The organism is Proteiniphilum sp. (genome assembly GCF_040307845.1).
Classification (GTDB): domain Bacteria; phylum Bacteroidota; class Bacteroidia; order Bacteroidales; family Dysgonomonadaceae; genus Proteiniphilum.
The window spans coordinates 51415-70966 of record NZ_JAWRIS010000032.1 but is presented as its reverse complement, the minus strand read 5'-3'; the positions used below and the strand labels follow the sequence as shown (position 1 = coordinate 70966).

The following is a 19552-nucleotide window of genomic DNA, read 5'->3' as shown; positions in this document are numbered from 1 at the left end:
TTTGCTCTCCTTCTTTATCATTATGAAAGCTGTATTAATGAATATGTGACAAAATAATTGATTATTGAAGGTTATACTATCTCCTCAAATCAATGGATTTTGACCGGAAAGTGGGTGCATATGCTCCGGATTATCCAGGCGGGGCATTGGTAGGCGGTTTTATTTCAAAAGGCATTTTTTCGGTTACTAAAGGCTGGAGCAACGTATGGATTTCCTTCAATGATTTTTGGTTGAATCCGGTTCCCGCATGACCCGCATATTGTAATTTTCCATCTTTGTAATTACCCAAAATAAGGGCACCGAAATACTTTCGGGAACCGCGCGGTTCGGTATATCCGGCGATGATGGCTTCATCTACATTATGATTTTTTATTTTTACCCATTCCGAACTGCGAATTCCTTCACTGTAGAGGCTCGATTTCCTTTTTGCCATCACCCCCTCTAAATCGGCTTTTTGTATGGCTTTATAGAATTCTTTCCCCTTGGCTTCCACATGATCACAATATTTCACATGGGGTGTTTCGATGAGGGCCTCTTTCAGCAGCTCTTTGCGTTGATACAGCGGAAGGGTTTCCGTACTGTGACCATTCAGGAAAAGCAAGTCGAATACGTGATAAATAATAGTTGCTTCCGGATTATCTGTAAAATGTTGCAGTGTTTGGAAATCGGGTTTGTCGTTTTTATTGTATGCCACGATCTCACCATCCACAATCATTTCGTACTGTTGTTTTTCCAGTCCTTCTTCAATAAGCGGATATCTTCCAAGAAACGACAATCCGTTGCGCGAGTAAAACTGTAGACCTTCGGTGAGATCGGCGATGGCGCGGTATCCGTCCCATTTGATCTCGAATATCCATTCTTCACTGTCGAACGGTTCTTCGCCCAACACTGCCATCATCGGCCTGATATAACCGGAAACTTTTTCCCGCTCCGACGAAGAGACCGGAGAATGTTTCTTTTTCGTTGCCGCACGGGAAGACGTCGTTTTATATTTCTTTTCAGCCAGTTTGGTCACTTTTGATTGAGAAGAGGTATAATCTTCGGCATCGTAGTTTTCATGCACGGCATGTGCGTCGTTATGCTTAATGAGCAACCATGCATTTCCTTCTTTCGCCGTATGCATTTTCACCAGCGCAAATTCCCCTTTTAATTTTTTACCATGAAGAATGATTTTCACAGAACCTTTATTCAATTCTTCCAACAGGATTTCTTCATCAGTTTTACCTTTCTGACGCAACAAGGGCTCATAGTTGCCTTCATCCCAAATTTCCACCTCACCGGCACCGTAATTGCCTTCAGGAATAGTCCCTTCGTAAGTGCGGTAAGAATAGGGATGGTCCTCCACCATCATGGCCAACCTTTTATCGGCAGGGTTGAGCGACGGCCCTTTCGGAACCGCCCAGCTCTTGAGCACTCCTTCCATCTCCAGCCGGAAATCGTAATGCAGGCGTGTGGCCGCATGCCGTTGCACCACAAAAACATGCTTCCCGGGAGCGGGGACGGCATCCGGAGATTTGGTCTTCCTGGAACCGGTCTTTTTGGAACCGGTATCCGTGGACATGCCCCTCCTTGAATCGGCATCCACAGGAGCGCTGTCCCCTTCGGGTTCGCTTGTTTGGCTGAAATCCCGTTTCTTTTTATATTTATCCAGTGTCATCAGGAGATATTCTTTTTTGATTTTTCCAGACTTGCTTTCAGTTTTTCCATCAGGTCGATGGTTTTATCTGAACCCTCATCCCTTTCTACTTTTTTCAATTTCTGGCCTTTGGCTTTCTGTTTGATGATTTTCAACAAATCGGCACTATAAGTGTCTTTATATTGCTCTCCGTCAAAAGTCTCCGAATTCAGGTCGATGAGGGAAACCGCCATTTTCAACTCATCGGGTTTTGCTTTTTTAACAGGGATATCCAACTCTTCATATTCCCGAAGTTCTTCGGGGAAACGTATTTTATTAACAACGAGCACATCTTGATAAGGTTTTACAATACCCAATATTTCCTTGTTGCGCAAAACGAAAGTTCCTACCCCTACCTTTCGGGTCTTTATTAATGCCTGCAATAATAGCGCATACGCGTCCGCTCCGTTCTTTTGAGGTTCCAGAAAATAAGGAGCTTCAAAATAGACGCTGTCTATTTCATCTTCATCCACAAATTGTTGAATGGAGAACATTTTACTTTTTTCCGGGCTTGCGGCTTCAAAATCCTCCTCATCGAGTACAATATAGCGGTCGTTGAGCTTAAATCCCTTCACGATATTTTCCCATTTCACTTCCTTGCCGGTTTTTTCATTCACCCGCTTGAACCGGATATTAGACAAATCACTTTTATCCAGCATGTCCAGATCGAGCGTGCTGCTTTCTGTTGCCGAATACATTTTGACGGGAATATTCACCAGTCCAAATCCGATAGCTCCATTCCAAATTGATTTCATACGATTAAAACATCATTAAAGCCGGATTGGTTCATTGCGTAAATGCCTTCAAACCCAATAGTAAACAATCATTTATTCTCTGTTGTTAAGTAATGAAGTGCAGTGGATTATTTACCACTTCAATTAAGAGAATGCAAATTATGAATTGGACAGATATCTTATTCGGCAAAGAAAATTTTCTGTTTCTTATAGAAATTGCTATTCGCTCCCTGATAATGTTCATCCTTCTTTTTTCAGGACTGCGGATTATGGGGAGGCGGGCAGTAAAGCAACTCTCTATCTTTGAATTACTGATCATTATCGCACTGGGCTCTGCTGCCGGAGATCCCATGATCTATAAAGAAATCGGCATTGTATATGCCTTAGTGGTATTCATTATCGTATTCCTATCTTACTGGCTTATCACCAAACTAATAGAACATTCCGAGAAAGTGGAGAAAATCCTTGAAGGCCGCCCTTTCCCTATCATCCATGAAGGGAAGGCATCAAAAGAGTCTCTAAGACATAAGGAGTTGGCGATGGATGAGTTTTTCGCGGTGCTCCGAAATCAACATATCTTTCACTTGGGAGAAATAGAAAATGCCCTGCTGGAGCCAAGTGGCGAATTAAGCATCCTACGCTATAAATCTGCGGATATAAAACCGGGATTACCGGTATGGCCCGATTATCTGGAGAAAAAAACACAACAAGTGAAGCGCCCCGGCACGTATGCCTGCACTTACTGCGGAAATACACAAATAATGAACGAAGGGGAAAGAAAGGTGTGCGGGTATTGTAATGAGAATGACGAATGGGTGGAAGCTGAAACAGGCAATCGTGAAAAATAAAGGTAGGTGCCTCGCTGACATCTACCTTTATACTTCTTCAGATCTTTTAAATATAGTCGTTGTTGATTAAAATCAAATCATTCAACGTTTCTGCCTGTTTTTCTAAATTCATAATCGAGTCCTTTCTTTTTTAATTTAAATTGAGTCCACGAAACAACGTGTATAGGTGAAACAAATGTCTTTTGTTATTGTTTTACAGGGTGGTACAAATAAAAGCTAACAGGAGAAGGAATTACGATTGCAGAAATCCCTTGTTGACCTTGCCTCTCTAACAGCTGGACAACAAACTGTAAATGACTGATTATCAGTAAATAAAATTGGGGACTAATAAACTGGTATTATCATAAAAAAACGCCCCAGGATTTACTTTAGGACGTTCATTTGAGCGGAAGACGGGACTCGAACCCGCGACCCTAACCTTGGCAAGGTTATGCTCTACCAACTGAGCTACTTCCGCATAATTTTTTGGTTTTTCACTAAATCCTCTGATTCAGTCTCCTTGCCAAGGTTAGTTTCCATTTCCTTTTTGGGGCAAGGTTATGCTCTACCAACTGAGCTACTTCCGCAATAATATTTTAAATTTCACCAGAACCTCTGTTCCGAGTTTTCCTTGCCAAGGTTAGTTCCCTTTTCCTTTTTGGGGCAAGGTTATGCTCTACCTAATTAGAATAAAGAGTAAAGAATAAGGAATAAAGACAGTATCAAAAAAAATAAAAATGCATCTCTGAAACAATTAAAGAAATCTTTACTCTTTAATCTTTGTTCTTTGCTCTAATTATGGTGCAAAGATACCTTTTTGTTTTGTCTTTGCAAAATATCAGAGAGGAAAATTAACGTATCAGGCTACATATTTTTTCCAGATAAAAAGCATCGATTTCGTCGAAATGATCGAGCCGATCACTGTCGACATCCAGCACCGCAGTTACCGGACCGTTATTCCGGACCGGGACAACGACCTCTGAACGCGACAAACTACTACAAGCGATATGACCGGGAAACTTGTCCACATCCGGCACGATAAGGGTGTGCCCCTCTTTCCATGCAGTGCCGCAAACGCCTCTTCCATATACGATACGGGTACAGGCCGGCGGACCCTGAAAAGGACCGAGCACTAACCGGTTACCTTCCACCCGGTAAAAACCGACCCAGAAAAAACCGAATGCTTCCCGAAGAACTGACGTAATATTGGCCATATTGGCAATAAGATCGGGTTCTCCCTCTGTCAATGCCTGCAACTGGGGAAATAGCGCTTTGTATATTTCCTCTTTGGATGCTCCGTAAGGTATATCAAGATCTTCTGCCATACTTCTTAACTTCTTAACTTCTCAACTTCTTAACTTCTTATCTTCTTAACTTCTTCCCAAAAGAGATATAAAAAATCGCGCCACCCGTAAAAGCGACGCGATGTAAAATTTACCCTTTGAAAAAGTGGTAATTTACTTTTACTATATACGATAGAATTTACCGTGCCTGCTCCTGTGCTTCACGAATCATCTTGGCGTTAGGAAGAATAAACACTTCCACGCGGCGATTCTGTTCACGGCCAGCCACGGTATTGTTATCTGCGACGGGTTGTGTGGACCCAAAACCATCTGCCACCAGACGACTTCCGGATATTCCTTTAGAAACAAGATAGTTATATACGGATTCGGCGCGACGTTGCGACAATGGGTTATTGATAGCGTCGCTACCGGTGCTGTCGGTATGGCCATAGATTTTCACATCGGTATCGGGATTGTTCTGCAGTGAAGTGGCAAACCTATCGAGTGAAGCCCGTGAAGCGGTACTCAATGTGCTTGAATTGGTAGCGAACAGGATACCCGATTCGAAAGTAACTTTGATGGCTTCACCTTCGTTGACTTTCTCTACCTGGGCGCCTTCAATCTGTTCGAGTTCAGCTGCCTGCTTATCCATTTTGTTTCCGATAATAGCTCCGGCGGTACCTCCCAGCACAGCTCCTATACCGGCACCCCAGGCGGCACCCTTGCCTCCTCCGGCAATGGCTCCGATTCCGGCTCCGAGAGCTGCTCCACCCCCTGCACCGATTCCTCCGCCTTTCACCGTATTACTTGTACCACAACCCGATAATACCAATGCACCTCCCAAAAGGCCAATGGCAAATAATTTAGAAAATTGTCTCATAGTTTTTTTATTAATTTAATTAATCTATTTTAGTTAGTCGAACAGATTAAGCGTGTCGCAATAGGCCAGTTCTCCTGCCACGATGGCTTCAATTTGTTCGTTTGTATAATCTCTCCCTAATATCTCTTTATTTTTCCGGGCATTCCGGATAATATATTCCAATAACTCGTCCTCATTGATCTCTATTTCGGGATCATCGTCTTCATTCTCATCGAGATAACCTTTCTCTTCATAGAAGTCATAAATAAGATCTACAACGTAGTTGATCTCGTCGTCCGAGAACTCATCCTGCATCTCTTCCGGCAGGTTCTCCCGTATGAAACGCAGAGAATCGTCCTCATCATACTCAAGTACTTTTTTATCTTCCTTACTCATGTGGATATTTTTTTAAAAAGTAAACTTCATCTCATTTATGTAAGAACAAAGATGAGAAAAATAAGTTCAACGCCGCATATTTCGTTTGGCATTTTCTTTGGCTTTTTCGCGGGCCATCTTCTCCTGCATCTTCTGGGCTTCTTCAAGCCGGGCCATAAAACCCGATTTCTTTTTGGGTTTTTTCTTGTTGGCTTCCAACTGTGCCAGGATCTTATTTTCGTCGATCACCTGTTTCATAATAAATGTAAGTGCGATGGTAATCAGCGTGGAGAGGAAATAGTAATAATTCAACCCTGCCGGGTAATTATTGAGGAAGAAGAACATGAATACCGACATAAAGATAGGCATGTACTTCATACCGGGCATCGCCTGTGTGGAACCGGTATCGGTCATAGACATATTATATTTGGTGTAGATTACGTTGATCACCGTCATCAACAGGCAGAATATACTGATATGGTTACCCAGGAAACGGGTAATCAAAGGGATATTGCCACTCCAGGATATAAGGGAGTCATAGGTAGACAGGTCGTCTGCCCAGAGGAAACTCTGCTGTCGTAATTCAATAGCCGATGGGAAGAAAAAGAAGAGAGCCAGCAGCACAGGCATCTGTATCAACATGGGGAGACAACCGCTCATGGGATTAATACCTACTTTGCTGTAGAGTTCCATGGTGGCCTGCTGCCGTTTCATCATCATCTCCTGGTCCGTACCGGGATATTTCTTTTCAAGTTCCTGTATCTGGGGACGAAGCACCCTCATTTTTGCCGACGACATAAATGATTTGTAGGTAAGCGGCAGGGTAATCAATTTCACCATCAGGGTAAGGATCAGGATGATCAATCCCATTCCCCAGTTGAGGGAGAGGAAGAAGTTAAATACGGGAATTACAAACCATTTATTCACCCAACTAAGCCAGCGGTAACCGAGATACACATTCTCCTCGAGATGCAGCTTATCGGCATTATTGGCAACGTCCTTGTCATAAGCCTTAAGCGTATTATAATGCACGGGGCCAAAGTAATAGTTGAAACCGGCAGTGATCAGGTCACTGTCAGGGCTTACTACAGGGGGCACCCATCCTTCGGCCTTGTAACGTTTCGTATAATCGGGACTGGTAAGCACTTCGGAATTGAGTATGGTATTGCTGAAGGGTTGCTTACCGATGATGACATAAGAGAAATACTGGTCTTTGAACGAGAACCACTTAAGCGGTTCGGAGAGTTCCTTGTGATCGTTCTTGGTTTCGCTCATTTTCTGCACATCCTGTTTATCGTATTTATAATGGATGCGCGTAAAGCGGTTCTCGAACATACGTCCTTTTTCCTGTTGACGGATTTTCTGCTCCCAGTTCATCCGGAAATTGGTGAGGCTCTCGGGGTGAAGGCCGTTCTTCATACCAGCCAGCCGTACCTCGAAATCCATCATGTATTCATCTTCCGGAAGGGTATATACAAAATCGATATATTGTCCGGGGCTTTGTTGCAAACGCATCGTAACGGAATGGCTGTCGTCGCTCCGGACAGGAGTAAAGATTTGGTCTTCGGTGGTAAGATGAACACTGTTGCGGTTGAACAGGTTGAGATTGAAACGTGCTTCATCGGGTCCGTCGAATAACATCAGGTCTCCCCCCGAATGATGGAGATATTCCTTCATCTGCACGGAACGGATGGAACCTCCCCGCGTGCTGAGCAGAATGCGTACCTTTTCGTTCTCCAGGACAACAGTTTCTTCCTGGGCCGGAGAAAGAACGGGTTGCATCGCCAAAGTTACGGAATCCCCGTTTTGTTCCAATGCTGAAAGGGAAGCGGTATCCGTGGGAGATGACGCCGACCCTGCGCTAAAAAAATCGGTTACAGTATTATCGGCAGCGGGAATGGCTGTGTCAGGCTGCACACCTGAAGCCTTTTGTTGTGCCTCGAGTTGTGCCCGCTCTGCCTCCACCATGGCGATGGAGTCGCGCATACGCTGCTGAGCCTCAATCTGCTCACGGCTGGGCCTGTTATAAATTGTAAAAGCTATAATGATGGCTGTGATAAGCAGCAATCCTGTGACTGTATTTTTATCCATTGTCTGTTTTTATTATTGGCGTGCATCGTGTAATTCCGCCGCAGCTTGCATAAAACTCATAAAAAGCGGATTAGGTGAAATAACGGTGCTATTGTATTCAGGATGGAATTGGGTCCCGAGATACCAACGCAGATGGGGCACTTCCACTACTTCCACCAATACCGAATCGGGATTGATACCGGTACATTTCATGCCACCAGCCTCAAACCGGTCCTTATATGAATTATTAAACTCGTAACGGTGACGATGGCGTTCACTCACCTTGGTCTTTCCGTAAGCTTTGTATGCCAATGATCCTTTTTTGATGGCACAATCGTATGCCCCGAGACGCATGGATGCTCCCATATTGGTGATATGTTTTTGTTCTTCCATCAGGTCGATGACCTTGTCGGCAGCCTTGGGATCGAATTCAGTGGAATTGGCATCCGGGATATTCAGTACTGAACGGGCATATTCGATGACCATACATTGCATCCCGAGGCAGATTCCAAAAGTGGGGATATCATTTTCACGGGCATAACCCAATGCCATGTATTTCCCTTCAATGCCCCGTTGTCCGAATCCGGGAGCAACCACAATACCGTCGGCATCACGGAGCGTTTCTTCCACATTCTCTTCAGTGATCTTCTCCGAATGACAGACCTCCAGCCTGAGTTTCCTGTCGTTATAAATAGCTGCCTGTGACAGTGCTTCGTTGATCGATTTATAAGCATCCGGTAATTCGGCGTATTTTCCTACCAATTTGATGCAAACTTCCTTCCTGGCGTTTTTTCTTTTCTGAAGGAAAGCCTTCCATGCTTCCAGATTGGCGCTGCCTTCAACGGGCATATTCATCTTCCGCAATACCACTTCATCCATGCCTTGCTTCTGCATCATAACAGGAACCTCATAGATAGAGGAGACATCCACCGACTGCATCACGGCACCCTGGTCCACATTACAGAAAAGGGCAACCTTATCGAGAATATCTTTATTGAGATAACGATCCGTGCGGAGCACCAGCATATCGGGCTGAATACCAAGAGACTGCAATTCCTTGACAGAATGCTGGGTAGGTTTTGTCTTCACCTCTCCCGCTGCGGCGATATAAGGCACGTAAGTAAGATGGAGGCAAAAACAGTTGCGTCCCAGTTCCCAGCGAAGCTGACGTACCGCCTCGAGGAATGGAGTGGACTCAATATCACCCACTGTCCCTCCTATCTCAGTAATGACAAAATCGAATTTACTTTTTACACCAAGGGACTTGACATTACGCTTGATTTCATCCGTAATGTGAGGTATTACCTGCACCGTCTTCCCGAGATAGTCACCACGACGCTCCTTCTGGATCACATTCTGATAGATACGTCCGGTAGTGATGTTATTTTCCTTAGTGGTCTGTATATTGAGAAAACGCTCGTAGTGTCCCAGATCGAGGTCCGCCTCATGTCCATCTACAGTAACATAGCATTCGCCATGCTCATAGGGATTAAGGGTTCCGGGATCGACATTGATATAGGGGTCGAACTTCTGGATGGTAACTTTATAACCTCTTGCCTGCAACAACTTACCAAGCGATGCTGCAATGATTCCCTTTCCTAAAGAGGAAACCACACCGCCTGTAACAAAAATATACTTTGTATCGGCCACGATTGTGAATTATTTAACGTGAATGAATTTTTTGAAGTTGCAAAGATAGGAAAAAAATGGGAATAATGGGACAATATGCCAATGGGAATAATGAAAAAAGAAGTCCGAAATTGAGAAGTTAAGAAGTTGAGAAGCTGAGAAGTTGAGAAGTCTTGGTTCTGATTTAGTTCTTAGTTTATAAAGTCTATACTCTTTACTCTATACTCTATACTCTTTACTCTACACTCTTTACTCTACACTCTTTACTCTATAAATAAAACTACATTTCAACTAATGATGCGTTTTCACAACGCATGATCTTACCGGGGAAAGCCTGTACGATAGAGTAATTATGGGTGGACATGATGACGGCTGTACCGCGGCTGGATATTTCCTGTAGGAGGGCAACAATCTGGCTTCCTGTCTCCGGATCGAGGTTACCGGTCGGTTCATCGGCCAATATAAGGGCGGGAGAATTGAGCAGGGCACGGGCAATCACCACCCGCTGCTGTTCCCCGCCCGACAGTTCGTGAGGCATCTTATAGGTTTTATTCTGCATACCCACCTGTACCAGCACCTCGTTGATCCGGTCCTTGATTTCATGACGATTCTTCCAGCCCGTAGCACGCAACACAAATTCAAGGTTTTTCTCTACCGTACGATCGATCAGCAGTTGAAAATCCTGAAAAACGATTCCTATCTTCCTACGAAGAAATGGAACCAGCCGGCGTTTGATTCCGGCCAGTTCATAATCGAATACCCGGGCACTCCCCTCCTCGATGGGAAGCTCGGCATACATGCTTTTCATCAAAGTACTTTTTCCGGAACCGACCTTGCCTATGATATAGAGGAAATCGCCGCGATTGATAGTGAGATTGACATTACGAAGGATGATATTTTCCTCTCGGTTGAGCTGTACCTTCGAATAATTGACAAGTTGTTCCTGCACCATTGTTCCTATTTAACGAATTGAATTATGAACGGATATTTCCAATACTCTCCATTGTTGGCTTTGACGGTAGCGATCACCACAAATATGGCATACAATATACCCAGAACGGCAGCTACAGGAATACCGATTACAGTAATACAGAGTATGACGGCGTAAATAATATAACTGATCATACAATTCAGAATGTTCTTACCATGCTTATCAACATTGGCATTGATATCTTTATTGGTAGTCCACATCAGGATAGGCACTATGAAACCGGCCAGCGGAATGATAGCCCCGGCAAATTGAGTAAGATGCATGAGCATCAGGTAAGTATTTTCCGCAAGCCCGAACAAAGGCTTTTTACCGGTACTACTAAAGGCGTTTTCCTGCTCATTGAGAATTTTTTCTTTCTCGCGCTGATATTCCTCTTCGGAAATACTTCCTTTTTCCCGTAATTCGTCCAGAATTTTTAAATCTTCGTATTTCATATGATTAAAATTATTGATTTTCAAACGTATCACATGGAACTCGCAATTAATCATGAACTCGGGTGAGAACAGTTATCATGCTCGTTTCATAACTTTTTAAATGAATAGTGAAAAATTAATAGTGAATAGTGAATAGTGAAAAATTATATTAGAACCAAGAATCAAGAATCAAGAGCCAAGACTATGTAAATTAAAATTTACCTATCACCCAATAGCGAGTCGATGGTCTCTACCATCTGTTCAAACTCTTCTTCTTCGAACAGGCGCGTTAACATCACAATCTTTCCTTCACGGTCAATAATGATATTACGGGTGATACCGGCCTTCTTTTCGGCATACAAACCAAAGATATCGGCATCAGGATCCAAGCCTATCGGATAAGTCACTCCGGTAGCCTCAATAAGTTCCTGTATTTTCTCTACCGGCTCATCACGGTCGACACCGTATAGAGCAAATTCAGGATTATCTTTGTGGCGCTGCCAGATACGCGATTCAATATGAGGCATTTCCTTACGACATACACCGCACCAACTGGCGGTAAACTGTAACATGACTACTTTTCCCCGCAGGGAAGAAAGGGTAACCTCACTACCATCGGGCAACTGCATAGTAAAATCGGGAGCCTGGTCGCCTACTTTTACCAAATACTGCCGGTCGCCTTCTACCGGAACTTCCTGTGCCACGGCCGCTGTATCGGAAGGTGTTCCGGATAAAGCGGATTTTTTCCCGGAGGAGCCGGTACACGAAATCAACCCTGCACTTATCAACAAACTATAGAGTATAATAATTTTACGCATATAATTTAAAACTAAAAATTAAGACTGAAAACTGAAAACTAAAAACTAAGAACTAAGAACTAAGTTTGAATCCGGATCTAACATTCAAAAGCCATGACTATTTAGCACTGCTTCCGGATATTATACTTTTTCAACATATTCGACTTCACAAAGATATATTTTTTCCCGAATATCGTCGTTTTTTAAAGAAAATAATTACTATCACTGTCGCTACCAGCGAGCCGAGAATATCGGCAATCCAGTCGGCCCATTCCGCACTGCGGGATGCAAAGAAATACTTCTGCAATAACTCGATTGCTCCTCCATAAAATACGGGAATAAAAAATCCCCAGAAGATCCACCGTAAAGTGGGTGGATTTTCGTTGTACAACCTGTAATAACCGATCAGTGAGACAGATGAAAGGACAAAGAACATACCAAAGTGTACCAGCTTATCCCACGGAATACCTTCGGGCATACCGGGTATCTGGGAAGAAGAAATAAGACAGGTAGCAATAAAAATAATTACAACTATGAGCAAAGGAAGGAATGTATAACGGAGTAGAGTCTTCATAAACAAGAATTAATCTGAAAGAAACTTCAAAGATAACAATAAACCTGCTGTTTTTGTTGCGAAATATACTTCCGTTTACCACTTTTCCAATTTATGAAAGTGTTGTGGAAGGGATATTTTTAAAATAAAGACTTATAAAAATGGGCCCAACCATGGATTTATAAACATATAACTAAAACTATATTTCATTTTCATCAAAAATTTGTTCCTTTGCGGTTTATAAAGTGGAAAGGTGGAAAAATGACCGGATGAAAGAGAGACAAGGAGAGCGGGAGAATGGTCGTTCCTAAATCCTATATTCCCAATTCCAAGTCCTTCATCCCCAATCCCCATTCTAAAATAGTCTTGGCTCTTGGTTCTATAAGTCCTGGTTCTAAAAGTCTTGGTTCTATAAGTCTTGGTTCTAAAATAATGAATTTTATATGAGAAAAGCAATTTTTTGTATACTAGCGGCTCTTACGGCACTTCAAACGATAGAAGCTCAGGCGCCGACAGAGAATAAAAATCAACGTTATTTCGACATCAATAAGAATATTGACATCTTTAACTCTGTAGTGCGGGAATTGGATATGTTTTACGTAGACAGTGTAGAGGTGAACAACCTGGTACAGGGCGGTATCCGTAGTATGCTAACCCGTCTGGATCCTTATACCGAATATTATGCAGAAGAGAATATGGAGGACCTCCAATTTATGACCACGGGGGAATATGGAGGTATCGGAGCTATCATATCTTACAACAATGGACAGGTAGTGATCAATGAGCCGTATGAGGGACTTGCTGCAGATAAAGCGGGACTTAAAGCGGGCGATGCCATCCTTGAGATTGACGGAAATGATATGCGGAAATCAACGGTAAAAGAGGTGAGCGACAAGTTGAAAGGAACGCCGGGGACATCAATAGAGTTAACAATCCGTCGACCGGGGGAAAAGAAAGACCGGAAATTGAATATACTACGGGAAAAGATCGAAGTCGATCCCATCACTTACTCTGGAGTGACCGATGACAAGATCGGTTATTTTCATTTCAGCAGTTTCACCACACGAAGTGCCGACCGGGTCAGGAAAACGGTACAGGACCTGAAAGAGAAAGGAGCTACATCGTTGATCATGGACCTCCGCGGTAACGGAGGTGGTATTCTGGACGAAGCGGTGGATGTAGTGAATCTGTTTGTTCCGAAAGAGGAAGAAATCGTATCCACCAAGGGAAAGTTAAAACAGTGGGACAGGACCTACCTGACACGCAATCAGCCATTGGATAAAATCATTCCTATCGTGGTATTGATAGATACGGGGTCGGCATCTGCGTCGGAAATCGTAGCGGGAGGCCTTCAGGATCTCGACCGGGCGGTGATCGTAGGTAACCGGTCATTCGGAAAGGGATTAGTGCAGACTCCGCGTGACTTGCCATACGGCGGTAACATCAAGATCACTACTTCAAAATATTATATCCCCAGCGGGCGCTGCATTCAGGCGCTGGACTATTCACACCGTAACCCCGACGGAAGTGTAGCACGAGTACCCGACTCCCTGACCAATGTATTTAAAACACGGAATGGACGTGAAGTACGCGACGGGGGAGGAATTACACCTGATATCACCATTCCACAGCCTACGGGGGGAACAATTGCATTTTACCTGATGACGGATAATGTGATTTTTGATTATGTGACAGAATGGGTGCAACAACATAAAGAGATTGCCCCACCCCATCAATTCAGGCTTCCGGAGAGTGACTACGAAACGTTTAAGGAGTTCGTAAAGAAACGTGATTTCGAATATGACCAGTTGAGCGAACGTTCACTGCAACAACTGAAGAGCATGATGGAATTCGAAGGATATATGGATGTGGCAAAAGAAGAATTCACCGCGTTAGAGGCTAAATTGCATGCCAACCTGGATCGTGACCTGGAACTCTTTAAAGAAGATATTACCAACATGATCGAATCGGAGATCGTACAACGTTATTACTATAAGAAGGGAGTGCTTCAGCATCAACTGTCCGATGACAAAGTGTATAGCAAGGCCGTGGAGATTTTGCTTAATCAGGAAATGTATCAGTCGATACTCCAGCCTCAATCATCAAAGGTACCTCCTGCTACGGAAATAAAAGAGAAACTGAAAAACCAGTATTCGTGAAGGTTAGGTACCTGGGTGGTTAAGTGCCTGAGTGGTGAGGTGCCTGAGTGGTGAGGTGGAAATCTGCGAGTAAGTGAGGGCAAAGTAAGTTTACTTAAATTTGCCGAGCGGTAGCAGATTGCGCGAAGCGAAAGGTGGAAAGGTGCCTAGGTGGTGAGGTGGTTAAGTGAGGTGGTTAAGTGACTAATTTACAACTGCAACGATGATACCGGTACAGGAAGATTGACCGGCACAATAGTCGTTGAGATTCTTTTGGTCGACCACTACTTTTTTCCGGGTGGATGAGGCATGTACAAAAGAGAGCCTGCCTCCTTTGCGAAAAGTAAAACCCATATGGGTAACATCCAGCCCGGCAATACTTGTGGAAAAGGCAACCACAGACATATGGGGGATTATAGAAGTTTTATCGGCTATGGACCGTTTGGACAGATAATAAAATCCATTCCGTTCATTGATATTGTTTTCTATCACTTGCATCTGCCTGAGTAACATATCATCATCTTTCAATTGCCTGTAAGCATCGCGATGGGTAGTCATGAAATCAATCGTTTTCTCTTCCCTGATGCCGCCTAATCCGGCAGAGCGGTTTTTCAACAACCCTTTCTTCTCATTATCATAAAGCCAGTCGGAGGTGTAGTGTAGTCGTGAGGTATATCCCTGCAGGTTGCCGCCACGATAGCGGATGCATTGTAATTCATTGAGGAAAGTATCAAAATCAGGATTATCCGAACGGGCAGTACGTACCAGGGCGATCACCGATTCAACGAAAGTGGTACAGTCGAACTCACGCAGGTTGACTACCAATTTCTCTTCACCGGGCATCTCCAGCGTATGGGGAACATAAGGAGTATCCAAAAAGAAGAGAGCCGTCTTCTCAAGCAGGCTGTCGGTATGTGCTGATTGCCACGGACCAATATAGGCAATATAACGATCGAATATCTGCCGGTCTTCAGGAGTATAAACGGTTTTAGGAAGGCTACCAGCATTAATCACAGAGGAAAAAGCCACTGCAACTGCCATCATCGAGAAAAAAATAATCTGCTTACTCATTTTTTTAGAATAAAGAGTAAAGAATAAAGTTCCACCTAGACACCTGATTACCCAGTCCCCAAGTCCCGTGAATCATCAAAGCGGGGCTGTAGTTTTCGAGAGCAGGTAAGCATCCAGAAGGGTAATAGCCGCCATGGCTTCCACGATAGGGACTGCACGCGGCAACACACAAGGATCATGCCGGCCACGCGCTTTAATGATTGTATCATTGCCTTGCATATCTACTGTCTGCTGTTCCCGGAGGATGGTGGAAACCGGCTTGAAAGCCACGCGGAAATAGATATCCTGTCCATTGGAAATACCGGCCTGGATACCTCCGGAATGATTTGTGCGGGTACCTACCTTGCCATTGTCATTATAGAAAGAGTCGTTCACCTCAGACCCGCGGGCAGAAACATTGAATCCGGAGCCATATTCAAAACCTTTGACGGCATTGATACTTAACATCGCTGAGCCTAACATGGCATGGAGCTTGCCAAAGACCGGCTCGCCCAACCCTACCGGCGTGCCTTTGACCACACACGTGACAGTGCCGCCGATAGTATCCCCCTGATAGCGTACCTCCTGAATCAGCTTGATCATCTGTTCCGCCATATCGGGATCGGGACAGCGAACAAAATTTTCTTCCGTACGCGAAAGGTCGTATATCCTGTAATCGTTCTCTAAGGCAATATCGCCTACCTGTGAAGTATAGGCTGTAATATCTATATTGAGTCGGCGCAGATAAAGCTTTGCCACAGCCCCCGCCACCACACGGGCAATGGTTTCCCGGGCAGATGATCTGCCGCCGCCACGGTAGTCACGGATGCCATACTTCTCCTGATAGGTAAAATCGGCATGCGAAGGCCGGAAAGCCTCTTTAATATTGTCGTAATCAGACGACTGTTGGTTCTCGTTCCGCACCAGAAAACCAATAGGTGCTCCGGTAGTTTTATTTTCAAATATACCCGATAGAAATTCCACCGTATCCGACTCTTTCCTGGGTGTAGTTATACGGGACTGGCCGGGACGGCGCCTGTCGAGTTCCGACTGTATAAAGTCCATATCGACCTCCACCCCCGGAGGACAGCCATCGATAACTCCTCCCACTCCAACACCATGCGACTCGCCGAATGATGTCAACCTGAATATTGTTCCGAATGTATTCATTATTTTAATTACCAATTACCAATTACTAATTACCAATGACTAATTACCAATGACCAATGATTAATTACCAATGACCAATTATCTCTTTATCACGCAAAATGCATTACCATTGATTACCAAAGCACTATCACTAATCACCGAAGCCACCATCACTAATCACCGAAGCTACTATCACTAATCACCGAAGCTACTATCACTAATCACCGAAGCTACTATCACTAATCGCCGAAGCTACTATCACTAATCGCCGAAGCCATTATCATTGACCACCGAAGGAACTATCAGGGAGACATTGGTCAAATCGTTATGATAATCTCCTACAGAAGCCGATTGTACCGGATAGAGCAACATGAAATTATTGTTTATGAAGTGTTTGTTGATATAATCGGGAATATTACGCATGGCAGGATCATAGGATATTTTCCGTTGGCGGCTCATCACAATGACCAATCCTTCATCTTTACCGATTTCTTTTGTCAATCTGATAAAATCTCTCCATCCTTCAAACTCATTGAAATCAGCATCAATAGGATGTACCTTATGCACATTACGAAGCGTATTAAGTATTTCCCGGTTGGTAAAAAAACTGAGTTTACCACCCGAATTACGACCCAAATTCCATATTTTAGATAACCACAATGAAAAACCGACCTCTTTATCCGCATTGGGTGGAATAACGACCAATCTGCGTTTGACCGTACCCAGTGGTTGGATGGCTTTGTATATGAAAAGGGTGGACTGGCTGTTATCGAGCACTCCTTCCACAAGATATCCAAGGAAAGACTCGGTTATCTCCTGTTTTACGTGAAGTCCCATCACAATATCGGTAATGGAATATTTCTTGACTATCCCAAGGATACCATTGAGAATATTCATATCATACCGCTTCAAGGGGTGGACTACCGTATCGGCAGCCGCACCCAGTATGACTGCCTCTTCAAGCAGTTTTTCGGATGTTTTTTCTGACTCGGGGGTAGATTCATTACTCTTTACAATATTGAGCGCATAAAGATTACTGATATTGGCCTTGGATTTAATAGTAAGACTTAGATCGACCAGGTCCCTGAGCGTATCTTTATTGGCTATAGGGATAAGAATGCGTTCATCAGGGCTCCCTTCTTCCTTTTTAGACATTCCTTCTGCAAGAGATACCTCCACTGCACCTTTCTGTGCGCGGAAAGACGCAATGGTACAAGTGACAAGGATCATAACGATAGTACCATTCAGGATATTATCGTCGAGTAACCCCACCCTGTGTCCCACCATTATCGCAGCCAGCGTGGCGGCCGCCTGGGCATTGCTGAGCCCGAATATCAGCATCCGCTCCGCTTTGGAATAGCCGTAAATCTTTTGTGTAGCCCATGCAGCCAGGAATTTGGCAAGTATCGCCACAACGGTCATTACTACTGCCACCTTAAGGGTCTCGAGGCCAGTGATGAAAGCGTGGTAATCGATAAGCATCCCCACGCTGATAAGAAATATGGGAATAAAAATAGCATTTCCCACGAAACCGATCCTGTTCATCAATGAAGATACATGCGGGATAAGCCTGTTCATAGAAAGTCCTGTGAGAAAAGCCCCGATAATGGCTTCAATTCCGGCTAATTCAGCAAGGAAACCACCAAGAAATATCATCGTCAGCACAAAAATGAATTGTGAGGTGCTATCATGAAAATTCTTGAAAAACCATCTGCCGATAATAGGAAAAAGAAAGATAACTACCAGTGAAAAAACAATCAGTGAAAGGGTCATCTGTGTCCAAAAGGCAGAAGTGACCTGCCCTTCGTTCATACTAATAATGATGGCCAGTACCAATAACGATAGTGTATCAGTAATCATTGTGCCTCCCACCGCTACGGTGACAGCCCTATTCTTCCCCGCCCCCAACTTACTGATGATGGGATATGCCACAAGTGTATGGGATGCAAACATACTTGCCAGCAGTACGGAAGAGATAAGCGATAGGTCAAGCAGGTACAATCCGGCAAAAATACCGATAATCATGGGGATCAAGAAAGTGAGCATTCCGAATACCAAACTCTTCGAACTGTTCTTCTTAAATTCGGCCACGTCGATCTCTATACCGGCAAGAAACATGATATAAAGCAAGCCGGCATTACCCAGCATGATCATGTTACTGTCGCGCAGCATCAAACCAATCCCATAAGGACCGATAACAGCCCCCGCAATAATCAACCCTATCAGTGAAGGTATCCTGATCTTGTTGAACAGTATAGGTGCCAACAATACGATCACGAACAAGATCAAAAATTGTACCGTAGGATTATGGATGGGTAGAGATAAATCGAGCGCTAATATCATCGGGGAGTATTCATTGGTCAACAGCTACCACAACCGCCGGAACCACAGCCGCAACCACCGGCATAGCTCTCGTCGGAAGATCCGCAACCACAGCCTCCTTCTTCGCCGGAACCGCATCCACCGGATCCACAGCCGCAGCCACCTCCTGAGAAGAGGGCAGCGATCTCTTCTACAGAGGCCTCCCGCACTCCCATGACAGCCCCTTCAAAATGCATAATTTCACCTGCCAGAGGATGGTTAAAGTCCATCGTAACCACCTCGTCGCCGATGGAGACAACGGATCCCATAAGCCGGTTACCGGAGGAATCCATCATGGGAAGCGTATTTCCTTCAAACAACACTTCTCCATCGATTTTCCCATCGATTTCGAAGATATTTTTGGGCAGTTCAATTACTTTGGTGTCGTCATAATCTCCGTAGGCCTCTTCCGGAGTAAGCCGGAAAGAAAATTTATCACCTTGGGAAAGTCCCCTGAGTTGACTTTCGAACGCTTCCAGCATGGAATTGGTGCCGAAAATAAATTCCAGCGGTTGTTCCGCAGTAGCACGCTCCATCAATTCACGTTCTTCACCTTCGCCCACATTAAGGTCATATACAACCGTAACATATTTATTATCTGATACTTCCATTATTTCTACTTATTATATTTGGATTATTAAATTGATT

At 44.1% G+C, this 19552-nt stretch carries 17 protein-coding genes and 1 tRNA gene; 2 read left to right on the top strand and 16 right to left on the bottom strand.

Translation table 11 applies throughout. The features are described 5' to 3' along the window. Positions 1–130: 130 nt before the first annotated feature. Positions 131–1657, bottom strand: coding sequence for a non-homologous end-joining DNA ligase (gene ligD, locus ABV001_RS08215; protein ID WP_352422348.1), 1527 nt, complete (start codon positions 1655–1657; stop codon positions 131–133). Then, positions 1657–2430 carry a non-homologous end joining protein Ku gene (gene ku, locus ABV001_RS08210; RefSeq protein ID WP_352422347.1) on the bottom strand — a complete coding sequence of 258 codons (774 nt, stop codon included), beginning with the start codon at positions 2428–2430 and terminating at the stop codon, positions 1657–1659. The genes ligD and ku overlap by 1 nt, the downstream gene beginning before the upstream one ends. 140 nt (positions 2431–2570) lie before the next feature. Between ku and ABV001_RS08205 the strand changes: the two genes are divergently transcribed. Then, complete coding sequence (locus tag ABV001_RS08205; RefSeq protein WP_352422346.1) at positions 2571–3257, top strand: DUF421 domain-containing protein; 687 nt, start codon at positions 2571–2573, stop codon at positions 3255–3257. Positions 3258–3641: 384 nt separating this feature from the next. Here ABV001_RS08205 and ABV001_RS08200 read toward each other — a convergent pair. From ABV001_RS08200 to ABV001_RS08155, 10 genes are all read right to left on the bottom strand, one after another. Further along, positions 3642–3714, bottom strand: a tRNA-Gly gene (locus ABV001_RS08200). A gap of 373 nt (positions 3715–4087) precedes the next feature. Continuing rightward, positions 4088–4561, bottom strand: a complete 474-nt coding sequence (gene msrC / locus ABV001_RS08195; RefSeq protein WP_352422345.1) for a free L-methionine (R)-S-oxide reductase MsrC — start codon at positions 4559–4561, stop codon at positions 4088–4090. 157 nt (positions 4562–4718) lie between these two features. Beyond that, on the bottom strand, positions 4719–5399 hold the full coding sequence (locus ABV001_RS08190; protein ID WP_352422344.1) for a YiaD family glycine zipper/OmpA-like lipoprotein: 681 nt from the start codon (positions 5397–5399) through the stop codon (positions 4719–4721). A 33-nt stretch (positions 5400–5432) separates the two neighbouring features. Then, positions 5433–5774 carry a hypothetical protein gene (locus ABV001_RS08185; protein ID WP_352422343.1) on the bottom strand — a complete coding sequence of 114 codons (342 nt, stop codon included), beginning with the start codon at positions 5772–5774 and terminating at the stop codon, positions 5433–5435. A gap of 66 nt (positions 5775–5840) precedes the next feature. Further along, complete coding sequence (yidC, locus tag ABV001_RS08180; RefSeq protein WP_352422342.1) at positions 5841–7844, bottom strand: membrane protein insertase YidC; 2004 nt, start codon at positions 7842–7844, stop codon at positions 5841–5843. 12 nt (positions 7845–7856) lie between these two features. Next, positions 7857–9473 carry a CTP synthase gene (gene pyrG, locus ABV001_RS08175; protein WP_352422341.1) on the bottom strand — a complete coding sequence of 539 codons (1617 nt, stop codon included), beginning with the start codon at positions 9471–9473 and terminating at the stop codon, positions 7857–7859. A 259-nt stretch (positions 9474–9732) separates the two neighbouring features. Continuing rightward, positions 9733–10404 (bottom strand): cell division ATP-binding protein FtsE, encoded by a 672-nt coding sequence (locus ABV001_RS08170; RefSeq protein ID WP_352422340.1) that lies wholly within the window; start codon positions 10402–10404, stop codon positions 9733–9735. Between the two features lie 5 nt (positions 10405–10409). Then, the gene (locus ABV001_RS08165) at positions 10410–10877 is read right to left on the bottom strand and encodes a magnetosome magnetite crystal formation protein family (RefSeq protein WP_352422339.1); all 468 of its coding nucleotides are present in this window, start codon (positions 10875–10877) and stop codon (positions 10410–10412) included. A 197-nt stretch (positions 10878–11074) separates the two neighbouring features. Beyond that, positions 11075–11674, bottom strand: a complete 600-nt coding sequence (locus tag ABV001_RS08160) for a TlpA family protein disulfide reductase (RefSeq protein ID WP_352422338.1) — start codon at positions 11672–11674, stop codon at positions 11075–11077. Between the two features lie 145 nt (positions 11675–11819). Beyond that, the gene (locus ABV001_RS08155) at positions 11820–12227 is read right to left on the bottom strand and encodes a VanZ family protein (RefSeq protein WP_352422337.1); all 408 of its coding nucleotides are present in this window, start codon (positions 12225–12227) and stop codon (positions 11820–11822) included. A 422-nt stretch (positions 12228–12649) separates the two neighbouring features. Here ABV001_RS08155 and ABV001_RS08150 point away from each other — a divergent pair, with 422 nt between their 5' ends. Next, a complete protein-coding gene (locus tag ABV001_RS08150) occupies positions 12650–14365 on the top strand; it encodes a S41 family peptidase (RefSeq protein ID WP_352422336.1) in 1716 nt (571 codons plus the stop codon). Between the two features lie 183 nt (positions 14366–14548). On the opposite strand, the gene ABV001_RS08145 is transcribed toward ABV001_RS08150, so the two are convergent. The 4 genes from ABV001_RS08145 to ABV001_RS08130 all read right to left on the bottom strand — a co-directional run bounded on the left by ABV001_RS08145 (position 14549) and on the right by ABV001_RS08130 (position 19515). Then, positions 14549–15415: an N-acetylmuramoyl-L-alanine amidase-like domain-containing protein gene (locus ABV001_RS08145; protein WP_352422335.1), complete on the bottom strand. Its 867-nt coding sequence runs from the start codon at positions 15413–15415 to the stop codon at positions 14549–14551. Positions 15416–15490: 75 nt separating this feature from the next. Continuing rightward, complete coding sequence (aroC, locus tag ABV001_RS08140; RefSeq protein ID WP_352422334.1) at positions 15491–16564, bottom strand: chorismate synthase; 1074 nt, start codon at positions 16562–16564, stop codon at positions 15491–15493. A 240-nt stretch (positions 16565–16804) separates the two neighbouring features. After that, positions 16805–18886 (bottom strand): cation:proton antiporter, encoded by a 2082-nt coding sequence (locus tag ABV001_RS08135; protein ID WP_352422333.1) that lies wholly within the window; start codon positions 18884–18886, stop codon positions 16805–16807. Positions 18887–18903: 17 nt separating this feature from the next. Further along, positions 18904–19515, bottom strand: a complete 612-nt coding sequence (locus ABV001_RS08130; RefSeq protein ID WP_352422332.1) for an FKBP-type peptidyl-prolyl cis-trans isomerase — start codon at positions 19513–19515, stop codon at positions 18904–18906. Between the last annotated feature and the right edge of the window lie 37 nt (positions 19516–19552).

Excerpts from the sequence above, each read along its gene's own strand:
- ligD (WP_352422348.1), bottom strand. The coding sequence starts at position 1,657 with ATGACACTGGATAAATATAAAAAGAAACGGGATTTCAGCCAAACAAGC.
- ku (WP_352422347.1), bottom strand. The coding sequence starts at position 2,430 with ATGAAATCAATTTGGAATGGAGCTATCGGATTTGGACTGGTGAATATT.
- ABV001_RS08205 (WP_352422346.1), top strand. The coding sequence starts at position 2,571 with ATGAATTGGACAGATATCTTATTCGGCAAAGAAAATTTTCTGTTTCTT.
- msrC (WP_352422345.1), bottom strand. The coding sequence starts at position 4,561 with ATGGCAGAAGATCTTGATATACCTTACGGAGCATCCAAAGAGGAAATA.
- ABV001_RS08190 (WP_352422344.1), bottom strand. The coding sequence starts at position 5,399 with ATGAGACAATTTTCTAAATTATTTGCCATTGGCCTTTTGGGAGGTGCA.
- ABV001_RS08185 (WP_352422343.1), bottom strand. The coding sequence starts at position 5,774 with ATGAGTAAGGAAGATAAAAAAGTACTTGAGTATGATGAGGACGATTCT.
- yidC (WP_352422342.1), bottom strand. The coding sequence starts at position 7,844 with ATGGATAAAAATACAGTCACAGGATTGCTGCTTATCACAGCCATCATT.
- ABV001_RS08170 (WP_352422340.1), bottom strand. The coding sequence starts at position 10,404 with ATGGTGCAGGAACAACTTGTCAATTATTCGAAGGTACAGCTCAACCGA.
- ABV001_RS08165 (WP_352422339.1), bottom strand. The coding sequence starts at position 10,877 with ATGAAATACGAAGATTTAAAAATTCTGGACGAATTACGGGAAAAAGGA.
- ABV001_RS08160 (WP_352422338.1), bottom strand. The coding sequence starts at position 11,674 with ATGCGTAAAATTATTATACTCTATAGTTTGTTGATAAGTGCAGGGTTG.
- ABV001_RS08155 (WP_352422337.1), bottom strand. The coding sequence starts at position 12,227 with ATGAAGACTCTACTCCGTTATACATTCCTTCCTTTGCTCATAGTTGTA.
- ABV001_RS08150 (WP_352422336.1), top strand. The coding sequence starts at position 12,650 with ATGAGAAAAGCAATTTTTTGTATACTAGCGGCTCTTACGGCACTTCAA.
- ABV001_RS08145 (WP_352422335.1), bottom strand. The coding sequence starts at position 15,415 with ATGAGTAAGCAGATTATTTTTTTCTCGATGATGGCAGTTGCAGTGGCT.
- aroC (WP_352422334.1), bottom strand. The coding sequence starts at position 16,564 with ATGAATACATTCGGAACAATATTCAGGTTGACATCATTCGGCGAGTCG.
- ABV001_RS08135 (WP_352422333.1), bottom strand. The coding sequence starts at position 18,886 with ATGATATTAGCGCTCGATTTATCTCTACCCATCCATAATCCTACGGTA.
- ABV001_RS08130 (WP_352422332.1), bottom strand. The coding sequence starts at position 19,515 with ATGGAAGTATCAGATAATAAATATGTTACGGTTGTATATGACCTTAAT.